Annotated in this window: 17 protein-coding genes; 14 read left to right on the top strand and 3 right to left on the bottom strand. The window is 70.9% G+C overall.

From position 1 onward, the window contains the following. Positions 1 to 37 precede the first annotated feature (37 nt). Complete coding sequence (locus ACQPWU_RS15850; protein ID WP_433440625.1) at positions 38 to 685, bottom strand: aspartate/glutamate racemase family protein; 648 nt, start codon at positions 683 to 685, stop codon at positions 38 to 40. Positions 686 to 769: 84 nt separating this feature from the next. On the opposite strand from ACQPWU_RS15850, the gene ACQPWU_RS15845 reads away from it, so the two are divergent. The 6 genes from ACQPWU_RS15845 to ACQPWU_RS15820 are packed head-to-tail and all read left to right on the top strand — an operon-like array spanning position 770 to position 6,235. Beyond that, a complete protein-coding gene (locus tag ACQPWU_RS15845; RefSeq protein WP_433440623.1) occupies positions 770 to 1,492 on the top strand; it encodes a FadR/GntR family transcriptional regulator in 723 nt (240 codons plus the stop codon). A gap of 28 nt (positions 1,493 to 1,520) precedes the next feature. Continuing rightward, on the top strand, positions 1,521 to 2,285 hold the full coding sequence (locus tag ACQPWU_RS15840; RefSeq protein ID WP_433440621.1) for an enoyl-CoA hydratase/isomerase family protein: 765 nt from the start codon (positions 1,521 to 1,523) through the stop codon (positions 2,283 to 2,285). After that, positions 2,285 to 3,475, top strand: coding sequence for a CaiB/BaiF CoA transferase family protein (locus ACQPWU_RS15835; RefSeq protein ID WP_433440619.1), 1,191 nt, complete (start codon positions 2,285 to 2,287; stop codon positions 3,473 to 3,475). Before ACQPWU_RS15840 ends, ACQPWU_RS15835 begins: the two co-directional genes overlap by 1 nt. Next, positions 3,463 to 4,491, top strand: coding sequence for a hypothetical protein (locus ACQPWU_RS15830; protein WP_433440617.1), 1,029 nt, complete (start codon positions 3,463 to 3,465; stop codon positions 4,489 to 4,491). The genes ACQPWU_RS15835 and ACQPWU_RS15830 overlap by 13 nt, the downstream gene beginning before the upstream one ends. Further along, entirely contained in the window at positions 4,488 to 5,192 is a 705-nt protein-coding gene (locus tag ACQPWU_RS15825; protein ID WP_433440615.1) for an SDR family NAD(P)-dependent oxidoreductase, read from the top strand. The genes ACQPWU_RS15830 and ACQPWU_RS15825 overlap by 4 nt, the downstream gene beginning before the upstream one ends. After that, positions 5,189 to 6,235: an aldose 1-epimerase family protein gene (locus ACQPWU_RS15820; RefSeq protein WP_433440613.1), complete on the top strand. Its 1,047-nt coding sequence runs from the start codon at positions 5,189 to 5,191 to the stop codon at positions 6,233 to 6,235. Before ACQPWU_RS15825 ends, ACQPWU_RS15820 begins: the two co-directional genes overlap by 4 nt. On the opposite strand, the gene ACQPWU_RS15815 is transcribed toward ACQPWU_RS15820, so the two are convergent. Continuing rightward, entirely contained in the window at positions 6,228 to 7,058 is an 831-nt protein-coding gene (locus ACQPWU_RS15815) for an amidohydrolase family protein (RefSeq protein WP_433440611.1), read from the bottom strand. The genes ACQPWU_RS15820 and ACQPWU_RS15815 overlap by 8 nt on opposite strands. Positions 7,059 to 7,322: 264 nt before the next feature. Here ACQPWU_RS15815 and ACQPWU_RS15810 point away from each other — a divergent pair, with 264 nt between their 5' ends. After that, the gene (locus ACQPWU_RS15810; protein ID WP_433440609.1) at positions 7,323 to 9,728 is read left to right on the top strand and encodes a glycoside hydrolase family 95 protein; all 2,406 of its coding nucleotides are present in this window, start codon (positions 7,323 to 7,325) and stop codon (positions 9,726 to 9,728) included. A gap of 449 nt (positions 9,729 to 10,177) precedes the next feature. Here the strand turns inward: ACQPWU_RS15810 and ACQPWU_RS15805 are convergent, their stop codons facing one another. Beyond that, entirely contained in the window at positions 10,178 to 11,263 is a 1,086-nt protein-coding gene (locus ACQPWU_RS15805) for an FCD domain-containing protein (RefSeq protein WP_433440608.1), read from the bottom strand. A 161-nt stretch (positions 11,264 to 11,424) separates the two neighbouring features. On the opposite strand from ACQPWU_RS15805, the gene ACQPWU_RS15800 reads away from it, so the two are divergent. The 7 genes from ACQPWU_RS15800 (at position 11,425) to ACQPWU_RS15770 (ending at position 21,941) form a co-directional block, all read left to right on the top strand. Further along, positions 11,425 to 12,696 (top strand): ABC transporter substrate-binding protein, encoded by a 1,272-nt coding sequence (locus tag ACQPWU_RS15800; protein ID WP_433440606.1) that lies wholly within the window; start codon positions 11,425 to 11,427, stop codon positions 12,694 to 12,696. Beyond that, the gene (locus ACQPWU_RS15795; RefSeq protein WP_433440604.1) at positions 12,693 to 13,625 is read left to right on the top strand and encodes a carbohydrate ABC transporter permease; all 933 of its coding nucleotides are present in this window, start codon (positions 12,693 to 12,695) and stop codon (positions 13,623 to 13,625) included. The genes ACQPWU_RS15800 and ACQPWU_RS15795 overlap by 4 nt, the downstream gene beginning before the upstream one ends. 10 nt (positions 13,626 to 13,635) lie before the next feature. Next, on the top strand, positions 13,636 to 14,442 hold the full coding sequence (locus tag ACQPWU_RS15790; protein WP_433440602.1) for a carbohydrate ABC transporter permease: 807 nt from the start codon (positions 13,636 to 13,638) through the stop codon (positions 14,440 to 14,442). A gap of 65 nt (positions 14,443 to 14,507) precedes the next feature. Next, positions 14,508 to 16,379, top strand: coding sequence for a hypothetical protein (locus tag ACQPWU_RS15785; RefSeq protein WP_433440600.1), 1,872 nt, complete (start codon positions 14,508 to 14,510; stop codon positions 16,377 to 16,379). 8 nt (positions 16,380 to 16,387) lie between these two features. Next, positions 16,388 to 17,155, top strand: coding sequence for a hypothetical protein (locus tag ACQPWU_RS15780; RefSeq protein ID WP_433440598.1), 768 nt, complete (start codon positions 16,388 to 16,390; stop codon positions 17,153 to 17,155). Beyond that, the gene (locus ACQPWU_RS15775) at positions 17,152 to 18,963 is read left to right on the top strand and encodes a right-handed parallel beta-helix repeat-containing protein (protein ID WP_433440596.1); all 1,812 of its coding nucleotides are present in this window, start codon (positions 17,152 to 17,154) and stop codon (positions 18,961 to 18,963) included. The genes ACQPWU_RS15780 and ACQPWU_RS15775 overlap by 4 nt, the downstream gene beginning before the upstream one ends. Before the next feature lie 53 nt (positions 18,964 to 19,016). Next, positions 19,017 to 21,941 (top strand): glycosyl hydrolase, encoded by a 2,925-nt coding sequence (locus tag ACQPWU_RS15770; protein ID WP_433440594.1) that lies wholly within the window; start codon positions 19,017 to 19,019, stop codon positions 21,939 to 21,941. Positions 21,942 to 22,268: the final 327 nt, after the last annotated feature.

Here is a 22,268-nt window from a genome sequence, read left to right as displayed (position 1 = left end):
CGCGCGCCTCCCGTGGCCGAAGACACCATCTGCCCGCTCACAGCGCGGCCGCCAGGTGCTCCATGGCGAGAGGTGGGCTGGCCAGGATCGGGACCGGGGCCTCGACGGTTCCGGCCACGCGGGCCATCGACGCCTGGGCCAGCACGATCACGTCCACCTCGCCGCCCAGCGCGACCAGCGCCTCGGCCACCTGGGCGTCGTGCGTGGCGGCGTCCCCGCCCATCAGGGCCTCGAAGGCGCCCTCGCACAACCTGGCCGTCAGCGAGATCTCCCTGTTCAGGGCGGTCGCGCGGCGACGGACCAGGTCGGCGGTGGGTTCGAGGGTGGTGGACAGGGTGGCGAGCACGCCGATCCTGCGGCCGAGCGCGACGGCGCGGTCGGCCATCGGGCGGTCCACCCGCGTCACCGGCACGCCGGTCAGCGGCTCGGCGGCCTCGACGGCGGCGCCGATCGAGGAGCAGGTCACCAGGATGTGGTCGGCCCCGGCCGCCTCCGCGGAGCCGATGTGGCCGGCGACGCGCCGGGCGGTCTGCGGGGTGAGGTGGCCGGCGGCGATGGTGTTCTTGATCAGACTGTCGTCGACGATGTTGAACGTCTCCACTCCCGGCAGGTGCTCGGCGCACAGCTTGGCGAACACGTCGACCAGGGTCGCGGAGGTGTGGATCAGTCCTAGTCTCTTGGTCATGAGCCCCCACTTCATCGGATGAAATCTCATCTTCATCGGATGAAATGCTATGAAAAATCTGGCGCTGGCGGTAGCGTCCAGGGCGTGGCAATCGATCCCAAGCGGGACAGGCACGTTCAGGTCGTCCAGGCCCTCGGCGCCCGCATCGTCACCGGCGAGCTCGCCCCCGGCACGTCCATCCCCATCGAGGAGGACCTCGTCGGCGAGCTGGGCATCGGCCGCTCCGCCGTACGCGAGGGCGTGAAGGTCCTGGCCGGCAAGGGCCTGCTGGAGACCAGGCGGAGCGCGGGCACCAGAGTGCGCCCGCGCGAGTCCTGGAACCTGCTCGACCCCGACGTCCTGAGCTGGCGGTTCGAGCCCGAGCCGCGCCCCGGGGACATCCAGATGCTCGCGGACCTGCGCGTCGCCCTGGAGCCCGGCGCGGCCAGGGTGGCGGCCGAACGGGCGGATGCGACCGCGGTCCAGCGCATCGACGAGGCCCTGGCCGCCCTGTACGCCACGGCCGACGACCCCGAGCCGTTCATCGAGGCCGACCTGGCCTTCCACAAGGCCGTGTTCGCCGCGGCGGACAACGACCTGCTGCTCTACATCTACGACATGATCAGCATCGCCCTGCGGTCCGTACGGCAGGTGCACACCCGTTCAGTCGCGCACAACAAGGAAACGCTGCCCGGCCACGAACGCGTGGCGCTGGCCATCAGGCGCCACCACCACCGCAAGGCCGAGGAGGCCATGCGCGAGGTGGTCGAGGTCGCCCGCGCCGACGCCGAGCAGCATGCCGATAAGCAAGCACGCCTCTGCTGCTAGAACCACCTCCGCAAGAAAGAGCCAACCCTTGGACGTCCTCATCGACGTGGACGGCCCTGTGGCCGTCGTCACCCTCAACAGACCCGCCAAGCTCAACGCGATCACCCCCGACATGGCCGCCGCGCTGCGTGCCTGCCTGAGCCGGGTGGACGCCGACCCCGCCATCCGGGTGGCGGTGCTCACGGGCGCGGGCGAGCGCTCGTTCTGCGTGGGCAGCGACATCCGGGAGCTGGACGAGTACGCCACGCCGTGGGAGTTCCGCAACCGCGGCGACTACGGCGACGCGGTCCGCGCCCTGCGCAAGCCGATCATCGCGGCCGTCAACGGCTACGCCTACGGCGGCGGCCTGGAGCTGGCCATGGCCTGCGACATCCGGCTGGCGGCCGACACGGCGACGTTCGCCGCGCCGGAGATCAAGCTGGGCTGGATCGGCGGCAGCGGCCAGTCCGCGCTGCTGGCCCACTCCGTCGGCCCCGGCAACGCGGCCACGATGCTGCTCACCGGCGACCCGGTCAACGCCGACCGCGCCCATGCGTGGGGGCTGGTCACCGACGTGTTCCCGCAGGACAAGCTGATGCCGGCGGCGCTCGAGCTGGCCGGGACGATCGCCAAGCGGCCGCCGATCGCCGCGCAGACCGCCAAGGCCAACCTCAAAGCGGCCTACTCGATGCCGCTCGACCAGGCCATCCAGTACGAGCGCGACCTGCAGACCGTCTGCTTCGCCACAGAGGACGCCGCCGAGGGCAGAGGCGCCTTCGCCGAGCGCCGCGAACCCGTCTTCGAGGGGCGCTGATGGGCGTCCTGGACGGCTACCGCGTGGTCGACCTGTCCATCGCGATGGCGGGCCCGCTGGCCGCGATGCGGCTGGGCGACCTGGGCGCGGACGTGGTCAAGGTGGAACCGGTGACCGGCGAGTGGCAGCGGCACGCGCCTGCCGGAGGGGCGAAGGGCAACGAGGTCAACGCCTCGTTCCTGTCGCTCAACCGGAACAAGCGCAGCCTCGCCGTCAACCTCAAGTCCGACGAGGGCCGCGCCATCGTGCACAAGCTCGCCACGACGGCCGACGTGTTCCTGCAGAACTACCGTCCCGGCGTGGCGGAGCGGCTCGGCATGGACTACGGCACGATCAGCGGCATCAACCCCCGCATCGTGTACGTCTCCATGTCCGGGTACGGGGAGACGGGCCCGTACATGTCGAGGCCGGGTCAGGACCTGCTGCTGCAGGCCATGAGCGGCGCCATGCTGAGCACGGGCCGCGAGGGCGACCCGCCCGCGCCCGCGGGGACGTACGCCATCGACGCCATCACCGCCTACAGCGCGTTCGAGGGCGCGCTGGCCGCGCTGCTGCACCGCGCGCGCACCGGCGAGGGCCAGCGGGTGAGCGTCAACATGCTGGACGCGGCCATCGCCGTGCAGATGCAGGAGCTGTCGATCTTCACGGTCGGCGGGGTTCCGCAGCGGCGCGGGCAGGAGCCGCACGGCCACACCTACATCCGCGCGCCGTACGGGGTGTTCGCCACCAAGGACGGCTACCTCGCGCTCGGCATGCCCAGGCTGGACGCGCTGGCCGTGGCGCTGGACCTGCCGGAGCTGGCCGGCATGGACGGCGACGCCGACGGCCACACCAGGCGTGACGAGATCACCGCGATCGTCGCCGGGCGGCTGCCGGACCGCACCACCGCCGAGTGGCTGGAGATCTGCGCCCGCCACCACCTGTGGGCGGGCCCGGTGTACGGGTACGCGGAGCTGGTGGCGGACCCGCAGGTCGAGCACAACGGTTCGTTCGTCACCTACGACCACCGCACCGAGGGCAGGGTCACCACGCCCGGCTTCCCCTACGGCTTCAGCGCCACCCCGCCGGAGGTGCGCAGGGGCGCGCCGCTGGTGGGCGAGCACACGAGGGAGCTGCTCGAAGAGCTCGGCTACCCGCCGGAGCGCACGGCCGAGCTGGTGGCGGAGGGCGTGCTGGCATGCGAGGACTGACCTGGGACCATCCCCGGGGGTACGCGCCGCTGGACGAGCTGACGCGGCTCGACCTCGCCGGGCGGAACCCGTACGGGGATGTGCCGGAGCCGGTCGAGTGGGACCGGCAGCCGCTCGAAGGCTTCGAGTCGGAGCCGATCGCCGAGCTGTGCGAGACGTACGACGTGCTCGTCATCGACCACCCCGGGCTGGGCGCGGCGATGGACGCGCTGGTGCCGATGGAGGAGCTGTTCGAGCCGGACGAGCTGGCACTGCTGCGGGCGGGCACGGTCGGCCGCACGTGGGACAGCTATCACCTGGAGGGACGCCAGTGGGCGCTGCCTCTCGACGCGGCCACCCAGGTCGCCGTCGCCCGGCCTGGCATCGAGGCGCCGGGAACGTGGCCGGAGGTGGCGGAGTTCGCCAAGGGCACGCGGACGGCGCTGTGCCTGGGCGGGCCGCACGCCTTCCTGATGTTCTGCGCGCTGTGCTCGGGCGACTTCCTCGACGAGGATGGCGGGCTCCGGGCGCTGGAGCTGATGGCCGAGTTGCTCGCGCTCGCTGATCCGACGGTGTCGCTGCTCAACCCGATCGGCGTCCTCGACGCCATTACGGCGAACGCCTCGGACTACTGCCCCCTGGTGTACCAGTACACCGCGTACCCGCTGGCCTTCTCCGACGCGCCGGCCTGGCCCGGGCGGGCGCCAGGGAGCGTGCTGGGCGGCACGGGGCTCGTGGTCTCCAGGCGGCGCATCGACGCGATCCGCGAGGCCGTACGCGCCCACCTGCGACGCCTGCTGTCGGAGCCGGTGCAGACCGGGCTGTTCCCGGCCTCCGGCGGGCAGCCCGCGGCCCGCTCCGCCTGGAAGGACGACCCTGCGGTCGCCACTATGGAGGCCGCCTGGATCAGGCCGCGCTTCCCCGGCTACATCGCCCTGCAGGAGAGGTCGTCCGCGCTGATCCGCGACGGGCTGCTCGCCCGCGTCAAGGCGCGCGATCTCCTCAGGGACCTGCACAAGGAATGGAGGCAAACATGACCACGGCGCTCGTGACAGGCGCCGCCGGAGCGCTCGGCAGGGCGATCGTCCGCCGCCTGGCCTCCGACGGCCACCAGGTGGCGGCGCTCGACCTCGACGCGAGCGCGCTGGAAGGCGCCCTCAACCTGAAGACCGACCTGCGCGACCCGGCCGCGATCGAGGCCGCGTTCGCCGAGACCGCCGCGCGGCTCGGCCCGGTGGGCGTCCTCGTCAACAACGCTGCCATCTATCCGGCCAGGCCGTTCCTGGAGGTGCCGCTGGCCGAGTACGAGGACGTGCACGCCGTCAACCAGCGGGCCTACTGGCTGGCGGCTCAGCACGCGGCCAGGCAGATGGGCGAGCTGGGCGGCGGCGCGATCGTCAACGTCGCCTCGATCACCATGCACGGCGGCTGGTCCGACCTGGCCGCGTACGTGGCGACCAAGGGCGCGGCGGCGGCGCTGACCAGGGCGCTGGCGCGTGAGCTCGGCCCGCGCGAGATCCGGGTCAACTGCGTCTCACCGGGCGCCTTCCCCACGGCGGCCGAGGAGATCCACGAGGACCCGGAGGCGTACAACCGGCTCGTCCTGGAGCGGCAGTCGCTCCAGCGGCGCGGCACGCCCGAGGAGCTGGCGGCCGTGGTGTCGTTCCTCGCGGGGCCCGACGCGTCGTTCGTCACGGGCCAGACCATCGAAGTCAACGGAGGGTGGGTGATGGCATGACGCCGGACCGCAGGCGGCTGGCCGAGCTGACCGGGGACCTGAGCGCGGCCGGCGGGGTCCGGCTGGTGACGCTCGGGGACGGCCTCGAGCGCGGCATCAGGACGCTGGAGTTCCGCACCGGCTCCGGGCTGGCGTTCGACGTGCTGGTGGACAGGTGCATGGACATCGGGCACGCCGAGCACGCCGGGCGCTCGTTCGGCTGGCGCTCCCCCACCGGCTTCCGCCACCCCGGACTGCACGAGAACGCCGACGAGGACGGGCTGTCCTGGCTGCGCTCGTTCTCCGGGCTCATCGTCACGGCCGGGCTCGACCACACGCTGTTCGGGGGCGACGTGCCCGCCGACGCCTACCGCTACCCGCCCCGCAAGTCCGTACGGCATGGGCTGCACGGCCGGGTGGGCAACATCCCGGCCCGGCTCACCGGGTACGGCGAACGCTGGGACGGCGACCGCTGCGTGCTGTGGGCCGAGGGAGAGGTGCGCCAGGCCGCGGTCTTCGCCGAGAACCTGCGCCTGGTCCGCCGCATCGAGGCCGACCTGGGCGGGAACGAGATCAGGCTTGTCGACACCGTGACCAACGCCGGGTTCGAGCCGGCGCCGCACATGTTCCTCTACCACATCAACCTGGGCTGGCCGCTGCTCGACGAGGGCGCCAGGCTCGAGGCCGACATCCGCGAGACGCTCTGGCAGAGCGACAGCGTGGCCGAGCAGAAGGCCGACCACGTCACCTTTCCGGGGCCGGCGCCGGGGTTCGTGGAGCAGGTGTACGAGCATGCGCTCATCCCCGGCGCCGACGGGCTGCACCGGGTGGCGGTGGTCAACGACCGGCTCGGCATGAAGGTCGCCGTGGAGTGGCCGGCGCAGGAGTTCCCGTACTTCTTCGAGTGGCTGAACCTGCGCTCGGGCAACTACGCGGTCGGGCTGGAGCCGTCCACCCACCACGTGTCAGGCGACGCGGCGGCCAGGGAGGACGGCAGCATGATCTGGCTGGGACCGCAGGAATCGCGGTCGTACCACACGACCTTCCGTGTCTCGATCAGCTGATGCGGTAGGCGCGGCGGGCCGTACCGGCGAAGACCTCGGCCCGCTCGCCTTCCGACAAGCCCGCGCACAGCTCGTCCGCCGCCTGCGCCACCTGCTCGTACTCGGCGGCGAGCAGGCACACCGGCCAGTCGGAGCCGAACATCACCCGCTCGGGCCCGAACGCCTCCAGCACGGTCTCGGCGTACGGCCGCAGGTCGGCCACCTGCCAGGACGCCCAGTCGGCCTCGGTGACCATGCCGGACAGCTTGCAGTAGACGTTCGGGTGGGCGGCCAGCTCCAGGATCCGGCTCCGCCACGGCTCCAGCTCTCCCGAGGCGATGGGCGGCTTGGACAGGTGGTCGAGCACGAACGTCAGCTCGGGCAGGGCGGCCACCGTGTCGATGGCGGCGGGGAGCTGGTGCGGCAGCGTGAGCAGGTCGTACGCCAGCCCGGCGGCGGACACCGCGGCGAGCCCCCGCCGCACGTCGGGCCGGGTCAGCCAGTCGGGGTCCGGTTCGGACTGCACGCCGTGGCGGACGCCCACCAGCCCTGCCGGCAGCCCGGCCAGGGTGTCGGCGGCGTCGGGGGCGGTGAGGTCGATCCAGCCCACGACGCCCGCGACCAGCTCGGACTGCGCGGCCAGGGCCAGGAACTCCCGCGTCTCCGCCAGGTCGTGCAGCACCTGCACCAGCACGGTCGCGGTCACCCCCGCCGCAGCCGCCGGCCCGGCGAGGTCGTCGAGGGTGAACGTGCGGCGGACGGGCGCCATCGGCTCGGAGTCGAGCCAGCCGTGCGGGCGGGCGGCGAGGTCCCAGACATGGTGGTGGGCGTCAATGCGGCTCATAGGTCAATCCAACTCGGTCCGGGGCGGCCAAAGGGCTCGGCCATGGGAGACGGGGACGCCGCTTGGACCGAGCTTCTCCATGATCGGCAAATTAGCAGACCTCCCATCTTTCGGCTAGACCAGAGAGAGGTATGGACATCTGATGACCTTGTAGCGTAAAGATACATCCTACGTTCACCGCGCCTGTGGCGTCCCTGTGAGCGGCTTCCACGCCGGACAGGTCGTACGCATCCACGCGCTCTCTCACTGCCTTCTGGAGTAACTGTGTCCAACGACGGCTACACACGACGAGGCGTACTCAAGACCGGTTTAGGAGCCGCCGCGGGCTCCCTGCTCGTGACCAGCCCGGCATTCGCGTCCGAGCCAGGCAGCAGCCCGCTGGTGCTCTGGTACAACCGCCCGGCGGCGGCCTGGCTCGAGGCGACGCCGATCGGCTGCGGGCGGCTCGGGGCCATGGTCTTCGGCGGCGTCGCCACCGAGCGCCTGCAGCTCAACGAGGACAGCATCTGGGCCGGCGGGCCACACGACTACGACAACCCCGAGGCGCTGGCCGCGCTCCCCCAGATCAGGCAATGGGTGTGGGAGGACAAATGGCAGGCCGCGCAGAACCTGGCGGACAAGAAGTTCCTCGGCAAGCCCAGCGAGCAGGCGCCGTACCAGGTGCTGGGTGACCTCGCGCTGACCTACCCGGGCTCGGCCGAGTTCACGGAGTACCGCCGCGAGCTGGACCTGACCCGTGCCGTCTCCACCGTCACGTTCGTGCGGGACGGCGTGCGTCACACGCGCGAGGCCTTCGCCAGCAATCCCGACCAGGTCATCGTCGTACGGCACACGGCCGACAAGCCGGGCTCGGTGAGCTTCCAGGCGACCTTCTCCAGCCCGCAGACGTCCTCCTCGTCCTCGGCCGGTCGTGACTCGATCGCTCTCGACGGCGTGAGCGGCGACACTCAGGGCTTGAAGGGCGAGGTCCGCTTCCGCGCCGTGGCCAAGGCCGAGGCTCGCGGCGGCACGGTCCGCACGGACGGCGGCACGCTGATCGTCGAGGGCGCCGACGAGGTCACGCTGCTGATCTCCATGGGCTCCAGCTACCGCAGCTTCAAGGACGTCGGCGGCGACCCGGCCGAGGTGGCAGGGCGGCATCTCGTGCGCGCGGGCGGGCAGCCGTACGAGGTGCTGCGGCGCAAGCACGTACGGGACTACCAGGAGCTCTTCGGCCGGGTGGAGATCGACCTGGGCACGACGGAGGCGGCCGCGCTCCCCACCGACGAGCGGATCGCACGCAAGCAGCTCGACACCGACCCCGGGCTCGCCGCCCTGTACTTCCAGTTCGGCCGCTACCTGCTCATCTCCTGCTCCCGCGCGCCCGGCTACGCCGCCAACCTGCAAGGCATCTGGAACGACTCGCTCACGCCCGCGTGGGAGTCGAAGTACACCATCAACATCAACTGCGAGATGAACTACTGGCCCGCCGCACCCACCAACCTGGTCGAGTGCATGGACCCGCTGGTCGACCTGATCAAGGACCTGGCGGAGTCGGGAGCCAGGACGGCCGAGACGCAGTACGGCGCGAAGGGCTGGGTGGCGCACCACAACACCGACGGCTGGCGCGGCACGGCTCCTGTGGACTTCGCGTTCTACGGCGTGTGGCCGAGCGGCGGGGCGTGGCTGTGCCTGATGTTGTGGGAGCACTACCTCTACACGGGCGACGAGCGGCGGCTGCGCGAGCACTTCCCGCTGATCAAGGGGTCGGTGGAGTTCTTCCTGGACACGTTGCAGACCGATCCCAGGACCGGCTACCTGGTGACGAACCCGTCCCACTCGCCCGAGGTCGGGCACCACGAGGACGGCGGGGAGAACGTCAGCATCTGCGCCGGGCCCACGATGGACATGCAGATCCTGCGGGACCTCTTCCAGGCTTTCGCGGAGGCGTCTTCGATCCTGGGCGTCGAGGACGGGATGGGCTCGAAGGCCCTTGAGGCCCGGTCGCGGCTCGTTCCCAACCAGATCGGGCACCTGGGGCAGATCCAGGAGTGGCAGGAGGACTACCGGGGCGACGCCGCGCTGTCGCGCAGCCGCCACACCTCCCACCTGTGGGGCCTGTTCCCGGGCCACCAGATCGACCCCCGCCTCTCGCCCGACCTCGCCGCCGCCGCCCGGCGCACCCTGGAGCTCCGTGGCGAGGCCGGGGCAGGGTGGTCGCTGGCGTGGAAGATCAACTTCTGGGCGCGGCTGCTGGACGCTCCTGAGGCGTACAAGCGGCTGTCGAATCTGCTGCTGCCTGCCCGTACGGCGCCGAACATGTTCGACCTGCATCCGCCGTTCCAGATCGACGGCAACTTCGGCGGGGTGTCGGGGATGACGGAGATGCTCCTGCAGAGCCACGGCGACCAGGTGCACCTGCTGCCCGCCCTGCCCGCCGCCTGGCCCGCCGGGTCGTTCCGCGGGCTGCGGGCGCGGGGCGGCTTCGAGGTGGACGTGACGTGGAACGCCGGCGCGCTGGCCCGGGGGCGCATCCGCTCGGACCTGGGGCGCAAGCTCACGCTCCGGACGGCTCAGCCGGTGACGGTGACGGAGCACGGGCGCCCGGTCGACGCCGACCGCCCTGAGCCGGGCGTGCTCGTCTTCGACACCCGTCGAGGCGCCACCTACGACCTCACGCCCTCGGCCTGAGGCCGCCCCACCGCCCGCCCACCGCGCCCGCTTCGCGGCGGGCGGGCGTCCCTCAGGTGCACCAGGAGGAACGGGGACCGCCACCCGGGCCGGCGCCGACGGACGGCGCCCGCCCTGCGCATATGACGCCGGACGCGGCGCGGCGACGCTGTGGGCCCTCGGGCGCCGCACCAACCACGGCGCCCCATGACGCGCCCGAGCGGACGTCCCACGGCGTGGCGCGCGATGCGCTCGGGCAGGCATCCCATGGCGTGGCGCGCCGAGCGCTCGAGCGGGCGACTCCTCGGCGAGGCGCGCGATGCGCCGGGAAGTCGGCCCAGCGGGGTCCCCACTCACAACGCGCGACGCGCCAGGCGAGCGTCACGAGGGCGGCCACGGGACGGCGCCTCGCCCCTCGGGCGCCGTACCAACGACGGCGCGCCCGAGCGGGCATCCCCGCGGCGGGCGCGTCAGAAGACCGTCTCGGGGGTGGTGTCCGGGCGGGTGCGGGGGCGGGTGCGGGAGGCCTCGCCGCGGGCGTGGGCGGCGAACAGGCGGGCCGCCTCGTCGGGGTCGCCCGACGCCAGGGCCGACACCAGGTCGTCGTGGTGACCGGCCATCGCCGTCCAGTCCCCGTCGTAGAGCGGGTTGCCCACCACGTGCAGGCTCCACAGGTTGGACTCGATCGTCCGCCACAACCGCAGCAGGAACGAGTTGCCGCAGGCCGCGCAGACCCGCCGGTGGAAGGCCAGGTCGGCGTCGCGGAAGCCGCCGATGTCCCCGTCGAGGGCCGCCTGCCGCATGGCGAGCACGTCGGCCGAGAGCTCTCGCAACGTGTCCGCCTGGATGCGGACGGCTGCGCCGCGTGCGGCATACTCCTCCAGCAACACCCTGATGTCGCGGACTTCGCGGGCCTGCTCGTCCGAGATCTCCGCGACGTAGCTCCCCCGGTTGGGATAGGAGATGACCAGCCCCTCGTGCGCCAACCGCTTGATCGCCTCACGAGCCGGGGCCTGGCTGGTGCCGACCCGGCGGGCGATCTCCGCCTCCACCAGCCGCTGCCCCGCCACCAGCTCCCCCGACACGATCCAGCCGCGCAGCAGCGCGTAGACCCGGTCGGACAGCAGCTCCCTCGGCAGCAGCTGGGCTGCGGGCGGCGCGACCTGCTGCTCCTGCCAGATCCGCGCCACCGTCGACTGCGAGAGCCCGAGCTGGCGCGCCATCGTACGGGTCGAGGGCACGGCCGAGCCGCCGGCCGCGGCGGCGATCACGCGCTCGGCCTCCTGCCGCTCCGCGCTGCGCGGCCGGCCGGGCCGCGGCGCGTCCGACAGCCCGTCCAGCCCCCGCTCCACGAAGCGGGCCCGCCACTTCGCCACCGTCGCGGCGCTCACGTCCAGCCGGTCGGCGATCTCCTTGCGGGGCAGCCCGTCGGCGCAGGCGAGCACGATACGGCTACGCAGCCCCAACCCCTCGGAGGACCCCTCCGCCCACTCCAGAAGAGTGGAGCGCTCCTCCTCGCCCAGCACCAGCCGTTTGTCGTCAGTGCGTCCAGACACCGTCCCACCTTAACGTATTTATGACTCAGCTACCCGCTGGAAACTTATTTGTAGCACCACATATCCCCTTGACGAGGGTATGTGACCAACGTATTAAATAATCGCTAATCGAGTAACGACCCATTAAAAGGCGTCGCAGATCTCGCCCCCTTGGAGGTGCGATGCGTTCCCCCCGTCCATTCCTCGCCCCCACCGCACTCGGATGTCTGCTCCTGCTCACCGGCTGCGGCGGGGGCGGCTTCGCCGGCGACTCCCAGGCGAAGCAGAGCGAGGGCGGCCAGGTCACGGTGAGGATGCTGGTCAACATCACCCCGAACCTCACTCAGGCGTACTGGGACGGCCTGGTCAAGCCGTTCGAGCAGGCCAACCCCGGCATCGACGTCAAGGTCGAGGCTCCGACCGGCAAGGGCGTGGCGGACACGTTGCCCCAGCAGCTCGCCGCGGGCAACCCGCCCGACGTGGTCGAGACGCTGACGGCGGACGAGACGCTCTCCAAGCAGATGCTCGACCTGACCGACCAGCCGTGGGCGAAGGACACGCCGCTGGCCAAGGAGGCGAGTCTGGGCGGCAAGATCTACACAGTCGGCGTCGGCGTGCAGGCGCAGTCGCTGGTCTTCTACAACAAGAGCGCGTTCGAGAAGGCGGGGATCGACAAGCCGCCGACCACGCTCGACGAGTTCGACGCCGCGATGGGCAAGCTCAAGACGGCCGGGTGGCTGCCGCTTCAGACCGGCGGCGAGTTCCTGACCGGGCTCCAGCTCCTGCAGTTCACCAACCCGTCGCGCGCCCAGCTCCACCCCACCTGGCAGCAGGACGTCAAGGCGGGCAAGCTCAAGGGGGGCGAGTCGCTCCTGCCGTACCTCGAGCGCTACCGCACCTGGATCGACAAGGGGTACGTCGACAAGAACGCCCTGGGCATGAAGTACGCCGACGCCGAGACCGCGTTCCTGTCCGGCAAGTCGGCCATGTACATCATGGGCAGCTGGTTCACCGCCGCCGAGGCCAAGGCCACGAAGAACTTCGAGGTCGGCGTCTTCCCCGCCCCGGTCGACACCGGCCAGCAGTACCCGGGGCCGCAGGGCGCCACGATGGCGGCCCCCTACATGATCCTCAAGTCCGCCCCGAGCAAGGACGCGGCGCTCAAGCTGGTGCAGTGGCTCGTCACCGACCCGGCGACGGTCAAGAGCCAGCTCAAGCAGGACGGGAACTTCCGCGCCGGCGTGGAGCGCGAGTTCACCCCGCTGGAGAAGCAGGTGCAGCAGATCCTCGACGACGCACCCTCCGGCGTCCCGCAGGGTGAGGGGTACGGCGACGCGACCCTGCCCAAGGGCTTCAACGCCGCCTGGAACACCGAGGTCCAGGGCCTGTACGTGGGCAAGTCGCCCAAGGAAGTGGCCGAGGGCGTGGACCGCTGGCTGGCCGGCCGCAAATGACGCTCACCCGGGAAGCACCCCCAGCCCTCGCCAAAGCACCCGCCCTCCCGAAACGAAAGCGCGGCGACGGATGGGCCACCGCGATCATGGTCGGCCCCGCCACCGTCCTCTACATCGTGATGCTGGTCATCCCGGTCGGCCTGGCGCTCTACCTGAGCCTCACCGACTGGGACGGCTTCAGCGCCGATCCCGCCTTCGTCGGCGCGGCCAACTACGTCGACCTCCTGGACGACCCCGAGCTGCGCCGCGCCGCCCTCGTCACCCTGCTGGTGGCCGTGGCGGGCACGGCCGGGCTCAACCTCCTCGGCCTCGGCTTCGCCGTCCTGGTGAACGGCGCATCCAAGGCGAACACGTTCTTCCGGATCGTGCTGTTCTACCCGCACGTGCTCAGCGCCCTCGTGGTCGGCTTCCTCTGGTCGGCGATCCTCGGCACCACCGGCGCGGTCAACAACCTGGTGACCAGGTGGGGCGGGCAGGTGCTGCCGTTCCTGTCCGACCCGACCTGGGCCACCATCACCATGATCGCGGTGCTGGTGTGGGCCGGGTTCGGCGTCAACGTGGTGCTCTACCTGGCCGGGCTGCAGGCCGTGCCGCACTCGCTGATCGAGGCGGCGCGCATCGACGGCGCGACGCGCCGGCAGGTGTTCAGGAACGTGACACTGCCCGCCCTGGGCCCGTCGCTGACGGTCAACATCGTGCTGTCGCTGGTGACGCTGCTCAAGACGTACGACCTGGTGGTGTCGCTCACGGCGGGCGGCCCGGCCGGGCAGACGCAGACCGTCGCCTACCTCATCCTGTGGAACTCCTTCCACGACGCCCGCCTCGGCTTCGGCTCCGCGCAGTCGGTGCTGCTCATGCTGGTGACGGCGGCGCTGGCGTTCGTGGTGACGAAATTGCGCAGGCGCGGCGAGCTGGCGGCGCACCAATGAGAGGGCACCCGTGAGAAAGACCTTCCTCTGGGCGACCGTCGCCTTGATGCTCATCCCCCTGTACGTGCTGACCGTCAACGCGTTCAAGGGCCAGCAGGACATCCTGGCCAACCCGTTCGGCCTGGGGAACCTCACGCTGGAGCCTCTGGGCAGGGCGCTGACGAACCCGCAGTTCAACGTGGTCAAGGGGTACGCGGTCACGCTGCTGTTCGTGGTGGCGGTGAACGTGCTGTCGGTGGTGCTGGCCGCCCCGGCCGCCTACGTCATCGCGCGCAGCCCCAAGCGCCGTTTCCGGATCCTGATGCTGTTCTTCCTGGCCGGGACGTTCATCCCGGGCCAGGTGCTGGTCATCCCCGTCGTGTACGTGCTCAAGACCCTCGGCCTGATGGGCACCATCCGGGGGTTCGTCCTGTTCGAGACCGTGTTAACGCTACCTTTCTCGATCTTCCTGTACGCGGGCTACATCGCCACCATCCCGGCCGTGCTCGACCAGGCGGCTGCCGTGGACGGGGCGGGCAGGATGCGTACGTTCTGGCGGATCGTCTTCCCGCTGATGAGGCCCGCGGTCGCCACGATGGTCATCCTCAACACCTTCTCGGTGTGGAACGACTTCGTGAACCCGCAGATCATCCTGGGCCCCGGCAGCGGCCTCTACACCGTGACGACCGGCGTCTACGCGGCGGTCAGCCAGTACTCCACCGACTACACGGTGGTCTTCCCGACGCTGCTGCTGGCCATCGCCCCGCTGCTGGTCTTCTTCGTCTTCATGCAACGGCACATCATCAGCGGCCTCACCGCGGGAGCAACGAAAGGGTGAAGATGCGACCTGTATCTCCGGGACCCGCGAGCGATCCCTCTGTCACAGCGACCGTACCGCTCGGCGTGCCGCCGGCCTGGGCGGTGCTCGAGCGCAGGCTGTTCGACGCCCTCGACGAGGCCTGGCGGGCCTTCGCCGCCCGCTACTGCGGGCCCGACGGGCGGCTCATCTACCACGGCCCCGCCGCCGACAGGGACGGCGCCGACGACTTCTACGAGGCGTTCTTCAACTGGCCGGCGCTCTACCAGCTCGGCGGCGCCGACGACCTGCTGGACGCCTCGAAGCACCACTGGGAGGGCGTGACCGCGCAGCTCACCGAGCTGGGCTACCTGGTGGACGAGTTCGAGCGCGGCTATGACTGGTTCCACCAGGGCGAGTCGCTGCTGCTGTTCTACGGCATCTGCGCGGCCGACCCGCGCGACGAGCGCTTCCGCGACCGCGCCCGGCGCTTCGCCGACCTCTACCTGCCCGGCTCCGCCAACTACGACGCCGAGCACGACATCATCCGCGCACCGCACAACGGCGCCGGCGGCCCCCGCTACGGGCTGCAGTGGGAGTGGGCCTCGTACCACACGGACCTGGTCAGCATGCGGCCGTACGGGCTGCCGCTGCGCGACCTGCCCGGCATCACCGAGTGGTCGGACCTGTCCGACCCGAGCAACGCCGCCCGCATGGGCGCGGCCATGAGCGAGCGCCTCGGCCGCGGTGACGTGGCCGTCAACCTGGCCGCGACCACTCTGGCCGTCAACGCCTGGCTGTACGACGGCGACGACCGTTATCGCGACTGGGCGCTGCGCTACATCGGCGCCTGGGAGCGGCGGGCCGAGGCCAACAACGGGATCCTGCCCGACAACGTCGGCCCGTCCGGCGAGGTCGGCGAGCTGCACGGCGGCCGCTGGTACGGCGGCAACTACGGCTGGCAGTGGCCGCACGGCCTCTACAGCGTGGGCGCCGCCGCCGCGATCGCCGCCGTCAACGCCCACCTGCTGACCGGCGACGACGACGCGCTCGCCATCGGCCGCGCGCCCCTGGAGACCGTGTACGAAAAGGCCATCCAGGCCGGCGTGACCGAGACGGAGATGAGCACCAGCGACCGCTGGCTGGCCGAGCTGGGCGACGAGGCGGGCAAACCCACCATGCTGGTGCCCAACCGCCACGACGACCACGGCTGGTTCGACTTCCAGCCACCGCAGCTCGGCCTGCCCGTCTGGCTCTGGCACACATCACTCGGACGCGGGGACTCTGAACGGATAGACCGCCTCCGGGCCGCTTCTGGCTACGACTGGTCCACGGTGCGGCCGTTCAGGAACAAGGAGGAGGCCGGGCACGAGGCGCCCTGGCTGGAGTTCCTGCGCGGCGCCAATCCCGGCTTCCCCGAGGCCATGCTGTCCACCGCGCTCAGCCAGGTGCAGCGGCGGATGGCGCTCATCGACGCCGACCACGAGGACCTGGCCACCATTCACGTGCACCACTGGCAGCGGCTCAACCCGGTGCTCACCGAGGCGCTGCTGCAGCTCGTCACCGGCACCCCGCAGGTGCTCTACAACGGCGGGCTGCTGCCCACCCGGCTGGCCTACTTCGACGCCGACCGCTACCGCCCGGGGCTGCCCCACGACGTGGCCGCGCTGGTCGACTCGGTGCGCCCCGACGGCACCCGCGTCGAGCTGGTCAACCTGGGCCTCACCCGCACCCGCAGGGTCGTGGTGCAGGCGGGCGCGTTCGGCGAGCACGACATCGACCGCGCGGTCGTCACCCGGGCGAGTGAGGGTTACCCGGGCGACCCGCGCTCCTACACCTCTCCCCCCACCACCGAGTCCGAGCAGGAGGTGACGGTGGACGGGCCGCGCCTCCTCGTCGAGCTGCCGCCGGGCCGCCGCATCCGGCTCGACCTGCACACGACCGCGCGCGTCCGCACGCCGTCACACCAGCACTACTGAGGAGATACATGGACGACGCCATCTGGGATCTGCCTGTTCGCGGGCCTCTGCCCGCCAAACCCGATCCCGTCCTCGTGGAGGGGCTGTCCCGGATCAGTTCGGCCACCGCCTGCGCCAAGCTGCACGCCCAGGGCATACGGCGGACCTTCGTCGAGGGACCGCGTCCCATCGCCACGGGGCAGAGGATCGCCGGCCGGGTCCGCACGCTGCAGTTCATGCCGCAGCGCGAGGACATCGCCTCGGGGCTCGGCCAGGAGTACGTCGAGCGGCACACCGCGCTGTGGGCCGTGCTGGAGGCGATCGAGCCCGGCGACGTGCTGCTCGTGCAGGCCTACGGCAGCGCGTACACCGGCTGCTTCGGCGACATGCTGGTGCGCTACTTCAAGCGCAAGGGCGGCGCGGGCATCGTCGTGGACGGCCGGATCCGGGACCTGCCCCGGGTGAGCGACATCGGCCTGCCGCTCTGGACCACGGGCGCGACCCCTCACTACGCCTCGCAGGCGGAGCTGTTCCCCTGGGCGTACGACGTGCCGGTGGCCGTGGGCGGAGCGCTCGCGCTGCCCGGCGACCTGTGCGTGGCCGACGACGACGGCGCCGTGGTGGTGCCGCGCCGGCGGGCCGCGTCGGTGCTCGAGGCCGCCGCCGACCACGAGCAGTGGGAGCGCTACAGCCGCGCCCGCATCGAGGAGGGCGGGGCGCTTTCTGACTACTACCCACTCACCCCCGAGACCCGCGCCGAGTACGAGCGGTGGCGGGAAGTTAAGGAGAGCCAGTGATCCTCAGGTCCCTGGGTGCGGTCGTCTTACTCCTGGGCGCCGTGACGGCCCCGAGTACGGCCGCCGCCAGCGCCAATTGCAACTACTACGTCTCCCCCTCAGGCGGCGACCGCGGCGACGGCAGTGCCCAGCGTCCGTGGAAGTCCATCGAGCAGGCCCGCGACCAGCTCCGAGCCAAGAAGAACCACCAGAACTGCGACATCGTGGTCAACGTCAAGGCCGGCGACTACGTCGTCGACAAGACGATCAACTTCACCGAGGCCGACTCGGGCGAGGACGGCCACAAGATCATCTACCGCAGCGCCGACGGCCCCGGCAAGGCCAGGCTGCTCGGGGCCAAGCCGCTGACCGGCTGGCAGAAGTACAACGACAACATCTACAAGACCAAGGTCGACCGGAACTTCTACACCCTCTTCGAGGACGGCAAGCGCGCCACCACCGCCCGCTACCCGAACAGGACCAGCGACGACCTGTGGTCGCCGTACCTGTTCTCCGTGATGCCCGAGGCGGAATACCAGGCCGTGCACAACTGGCTCTTCTTCGACCCCAAGGACGTCCCCAAGGAATGGGACGCCGACTTCGACAAGAACGCCCAGATGGTCGTCTGGTCGGGCGGGTCGTGGAGCTGGTTCACCGACACCGTGCCGCTCGGCGGGGCCGACTTCCGCAAGAACTTCTTCACGCTCAACTACGACGCCCGCTTCAGCCTCGTCAACAGCCGCAGCGGCTCGCGCTACTTCCTGCAGAACACGCTGCGCTTCCTTGACCAGCCGGGCGAGTACTACTTCGACTTCGCCAACAGCGAGGTCTACTACTGGCCGAAGACCTCGATCGACAAGGTCATGGCCCCGACGGTGAAGACGATCATCTCGCTGACCGGGTCCTCCCCGGATCGGCGGGTGCAGAACGTCTCCTTCGACGGGCTGGCGCTGCAGTACTCCGACTTCGTCGAGTGGTACCGGTACGGATGGAACGGCCCTGGCGACTCGGGCTACGAGCACAAGTACCCGATCTACGACCGGCAGATCGAGATGCCGCGCGACAGGTTCGGCATGATCACGCTGGAGAACACCCGTGACATCGACCTGACCAGGCTGCACATTTCCGACAGCGGTTTCACGGGCGTCTTCCTGAACTTCGCCAACGAGCGGGTGAAGGTGGCGGACAGCCTGCTGGACAACCTCGGCGGCGACGGCATCAAGGTGGAGGGCGGCTATCCGGGCGAGGGAGACATCTCCGGACACCACACGTTCACCAACAACTACATCTACCACGTCGGCGAACTCGTCCCCGGCGACGCGGCCGGCATCGAGCTGATGAGCACCGGCAACAACCAGGTCAGCAACATCGTCGTCAAGCACAGCGCCCGCTACGGCATCAGCCTGGAGGTCCGGCCCGAGATCAAGAACGAGGACAACTACGCCCGGAACAACAGGTTCTCCTACATCCGCCTGGAGGAGACGGGCCTGGACAGCGGTGACATGGGCGCCTTCTACACCTACGGCGTGCACAACGTCGAACCGCACCCGATCGACAACTACGTCACGCAGATGGTGATCGGCGACGTCATCAACGACCCCGCGGGGCAGATGCCGGACTCCGGCACGCGCGGCGTGCACATGGACGCGGGAGGCTGCGGCTTCTCCATCTCCAACGTCGAGGTCGGCAAGGTCAGCGACGACAAGTACCAGGCCTACAAGTGCAACGAGGTCACCAACGCCAACTGGGTGGACGGCTTCGACACCTCGAAGATGGAGTACGACAAGATCGGCGTGACGAGCGCGTTCCCGTACCCGATCCCGAGCTAGGCAACCTCGGGGCCGGGCTTGATCGCCCGGCCCCGCACCCCCTGGAGCGCTCCGTGAACAATCTCACGCGCCGAGGCTTCCTCTCCCTGGGCACCGCCACCGCGCTCGCTCTGGCCGGCTCGCCCGCCTCCGCCACCACTGCGGAGGCGGGCTGGTTCGCGCGGCCGCGCGGGGCCGTCCGGCCGATGGTGCGCTGGTGGTGGCCGGACGCACACGTGGATCCCGCCGAGATCAGGCGGGAGGTGGACCAGCTCGCGGACGCCGGGTTCGGTGGGGCGGAGATCGCGGCGGTGCACCACAGCATCCGCGACAAGTCCGTGCTCGACCCGGCGGGGCACGGCTGGGGCACCCCCGCGTGGAACGCCGCCGTCGAGGCCGCGCTCGACCAGGCGGCCAGGCGCGGCCTCGCCATCGACCTCACCATCGGGCCCTCCTGGCCCGCCGCCGTCCCCACGATCACGCCCGAGAGCCCGGCCGCGGCCAAGGAGCTGGCGCACGGCTCGGTGACCGTGGCCGCGGGCGCCACCTACGCGGGCGAGGTGCCGCCGCCCGCCGTCGACGGGCATCCCGCGCGCACGCTGCTACTGGTCCAGGCGGCCAGGATCGACACCGCGAACTCCACCCGCAAGGAGACCGGCCTCGACCCCGGCTCCGTGGTACAGGTGCCCGTGAGCGACGGGCACGTCGACTGGACGGCGCCGGCCGAGGGCGAGTGGGTGCTGATCGCGTACTGGGAGCGCGGAACCGGTCAGCGGCCCGAGTCCGGCCCGCACACCGCGCCCGAGGCGTACGTGGTGGACCACTTCAGCCGGGCGGGCACCCAGGCCGTGATCGACTACTGGGAGAGTCATCTGCTCACCCCTGCCGTCCGCAAGCTGCTGCGGAAGTCCGGGGGCGCGCTGTTCGAGGACTCCATCGAGATCGAGGCGGGTGGGCTGCCGTGGACGACTGGGCTGCTCACCGAGTTCGAGCGGCGGCGGGGGTACTCCCTGGCGCCGTTCCTGCCGGTGGTCGTGCTGGCGGACGAGGATCCGGTCTTCTCGTACGACGCCGTGCTGACCCGGCATGCCCGCAAGGACTACTGGGACACGGTGTCCGAGCTGTTCAACCTGCACCACTTCACGATGCTGCGCGACTGGGCCCATTCCCTGGGGCTGGAGCTGCGGGCGCAGCCGTACGGACTGCAGACCGACGCCATCGCCGCCGCCGCGATCCTCGACGTGCCCGAGGGCGAGTCGCTCGGGTTCAAGAACCTCGACGACTACCGCTGCCTGGCCGGAGGCAGGGACCTGGCGGGGCGCGAGGTGCTGTCGTGCGAGGCGGGGGCGTACGCGGGCGGGGCGTACACGACCACCTGGAAGAAGCTGCTGCGGACCGTGGGCGGGGCGTACGCGGCGGGGCTCAACCAGGTCGTCCTGCACGGCTTCTCCTACGCGACCGCGCCCGGCGCCGCCTGGCCTGGGTTCGCCGCCTTCACCCCGTACTCCGGAACGGCCGGATACGCGGAGTCCTGGGGGCCGCGGCAGCCCACCTGGGAGCACGTTAGCGATATTTCTGGATATTTCGCCCGCGTGCACCTGGTGCTGCGGGAGGGCCTTCCGCGGGCCGACGTGGCCGTCCTGCGGCAGACCGGCTACACCAAGACCGGCATCGGCGCCGCCTGGTTCACCGCGAGTGGCATCCCCACCGGATGGACCCACCAGTTCATCAGCCCGCCCCTGCTCGAGCTGCCCGCCGCCCGCGTCACGGGCGGGCGGCTGGCGCCTTCCGGGCCCGCCTACAAGGCGCTGTTCGTGGAGGGCGACCGCTTCTACGCCTCCGAGTGCACGATGACCGTCGCGGTGGCGCGGCGGCTGCTGTCGTACGCGCGGGGCGGGCTGCCGATCGTGCTTCTCGGCGCGTGGCGGGCCGCCTCGGTGCCGGGGGTCGCAGGGGACGGGGAGAACGAGCGGCTTCGGGCGGTTCTGGCGGATCTGCTGGCCGAGCCGGCCGTCCGGCTCATCGCGGAACAGGCGGAGGTCCCCGGTGCGCTCGCGTCCCTGGAGGTGCGCCCCGACGTCCGCTACTCGACCGCGTCCACGTTGCTCGTTTCGCACCGGGTGGCCCGGGGCGACATCGACTACTACTACCTCTGCAACGGCAAACACGGCGAGAACGTCAAGCCGCCGGTGGCGCCGATCGACCACGAGGTCACGCTGGCGCGCACGGCCCGGGACGGCGTGCCGTACCTCCTGGACCCGTGGACCGGCCGGGTCGAGCGGATCGGGCTCTACGAGGAGGACGGCGACGGAGGGCTCCGGTTGCGCGTGGCGCTGCAGCCGGGCGAGTCGATGATCGTGGCCATCGGCCGGCCCGGACTGTTCGGGACCCCTTCCTGGAGGGGCCCGCACGTCACCGCGACCGACGCGGACCTCGTCAGGCACTCCGGCGGGGCCCTGGTGCTGCGGGCCTCCCGCGCCGGGACGTACACCGCCCGGCTCTCCGACGGCCGCACGCTCACCGCGTCGATCGGCACGGTCCCCGCGCCCTCGGTGCTGTCGTCGTGGCGGCTCAGGGTGGAGGACTGGCAGCCGGGGCCCGTGAAGGTCGAGCATTCACTGGACCTGGACCGGCTCGCCGCCTGGGCGGACATCCCTCTGCTGGCCGACGTGTCGGGCGTCGGCACGTACAGCGCCCAGGTGGATCTGGAGGACTGGGAGGGCGGGGCTTACCTGGAGCTCGGCGAGGTGACGGACACGTGCCGGGTGAGCGTCAACGGGCGGCGCCTGGATCCGGTGGACCAGATCAACCCGGTCGTGGACGTCGGGCCGTACCTCAGGCGGGGGGCCAACACGATCGAGGTGGAGGTGGCGACGCCGCTCGGCAACCGGCTCAGGGTGGCGGATCCTTCCGTCTATGGCGGGCTCGCCCGCCAGCCGTACGGCCTCATCGGCCCGGTACACCTCGTCCCGTACGGGGAGGCCCGCGTGGCCATATGAGGTTCGCACGCGCCGGGGCAACTCTGTGCAGCTCGGCCGAGGACAAGTCGCGTGCGGGAGGGTATGCCAGGAGGTCCCTGGCGCGGCAGGTAGACGGGTTCCCCAAGCACGGTGCTGATCCCGTCCTGGCCATCGAGATCGATTCTCACCCCGCCACACTCGGCCCAAAGGGTCAGGCCGCGCCACAAGGCCTGGATGGGCGAGCATACCCACCGGACACTCTATGAATTTGACTGACTTCATTACGTGTTCGCGCCGAAGGAAGTAGCCTGGCTCAAAACTTAAGGCTGTCCTTGAATCTGGGAGAATCTCTTGGCGTGGACGGTG

The organism is Nonomuraea sp. CA-141351 (genome assembly GCF_050944675.1).
In the GTDB taxonomy this organism is placed as follows: Bacteria; Actinomycetota; Actinomycetes; order Streptosporangiales; family Streptosporangiaceae; genus Nonomuraea.
Note: the sequence above shows the minus strand (reverse complement) of the source record. Positions and strands in the feature narration are given on the sequence as shown.

Bases quoted from the DNA above. Each gene is read 5' to 3' on its own strand.
- ACQPWU_RS15850 (WP_433440625.1), bottom strand. From the start codon at position 685: ATGACCAAGAGACTAGGACTGATCCACACCTCCGCGACCCTGGTCGAC.
- ACQPWU_RS15835 (WP_433440619.1), top strand. From the start codon at position 2,285: ATGGGCGTCCTGGACGGCTACCGCGTGGTCGACCTGTCCATCGCGATG.
- ACQPWU_RS15830 (WP_433440617.1), top strand. From the start codon at position 3,463: ATGCGAGGACTGACCTGGGACCATCCCCGGGGGTACGCGCCGCTGGAC.
- ACQPWU_RS15825 (WP_433440615.1), top strand. From the start codon at position 4,488: ATGACCACGGCGCTCGTGACAGGCGCCGCCGGAGCGCTCGGCAGGGCG.
- ACQPWU_RS15820 (WP_433440613.1), top strand. From the start codon at position 5,189: ATGACGCCGGACCGCAGGCGGCTGGCCGAGCTGACCGGGGACCTGAGC.
- ACQPWU_RS15815 (WP_433440611.1), bottom strand. From the start codon at position 7,058: ATGAGCCGCATTGACGCCCACCACCATGTCTGGGACCTCGCCGCCCGC.
- ACQPWU_RS15800 (WP_433440606.1), top strand. From the start codon at position 11,425: ATGCGTTCCCCCCGTCCATTCCTCGCCCCCACCGCACTCGGATGTCTG.
- ACQPWU_RS15795 (WP_433440604.1), top strand. From the start codon at position 12,693: ATGACGCTCACCCGGGAAGCACCCCCAGCCCTCGCCAAAGCACCCGCC.
- ACQPWU_RS15780 (WP_433440598.1), top strand. From the start codon at position 16,388: ATGGACGACGCCATCTGGGATCTGCCTGTTCGCGGGCCTCTGCCCGCC.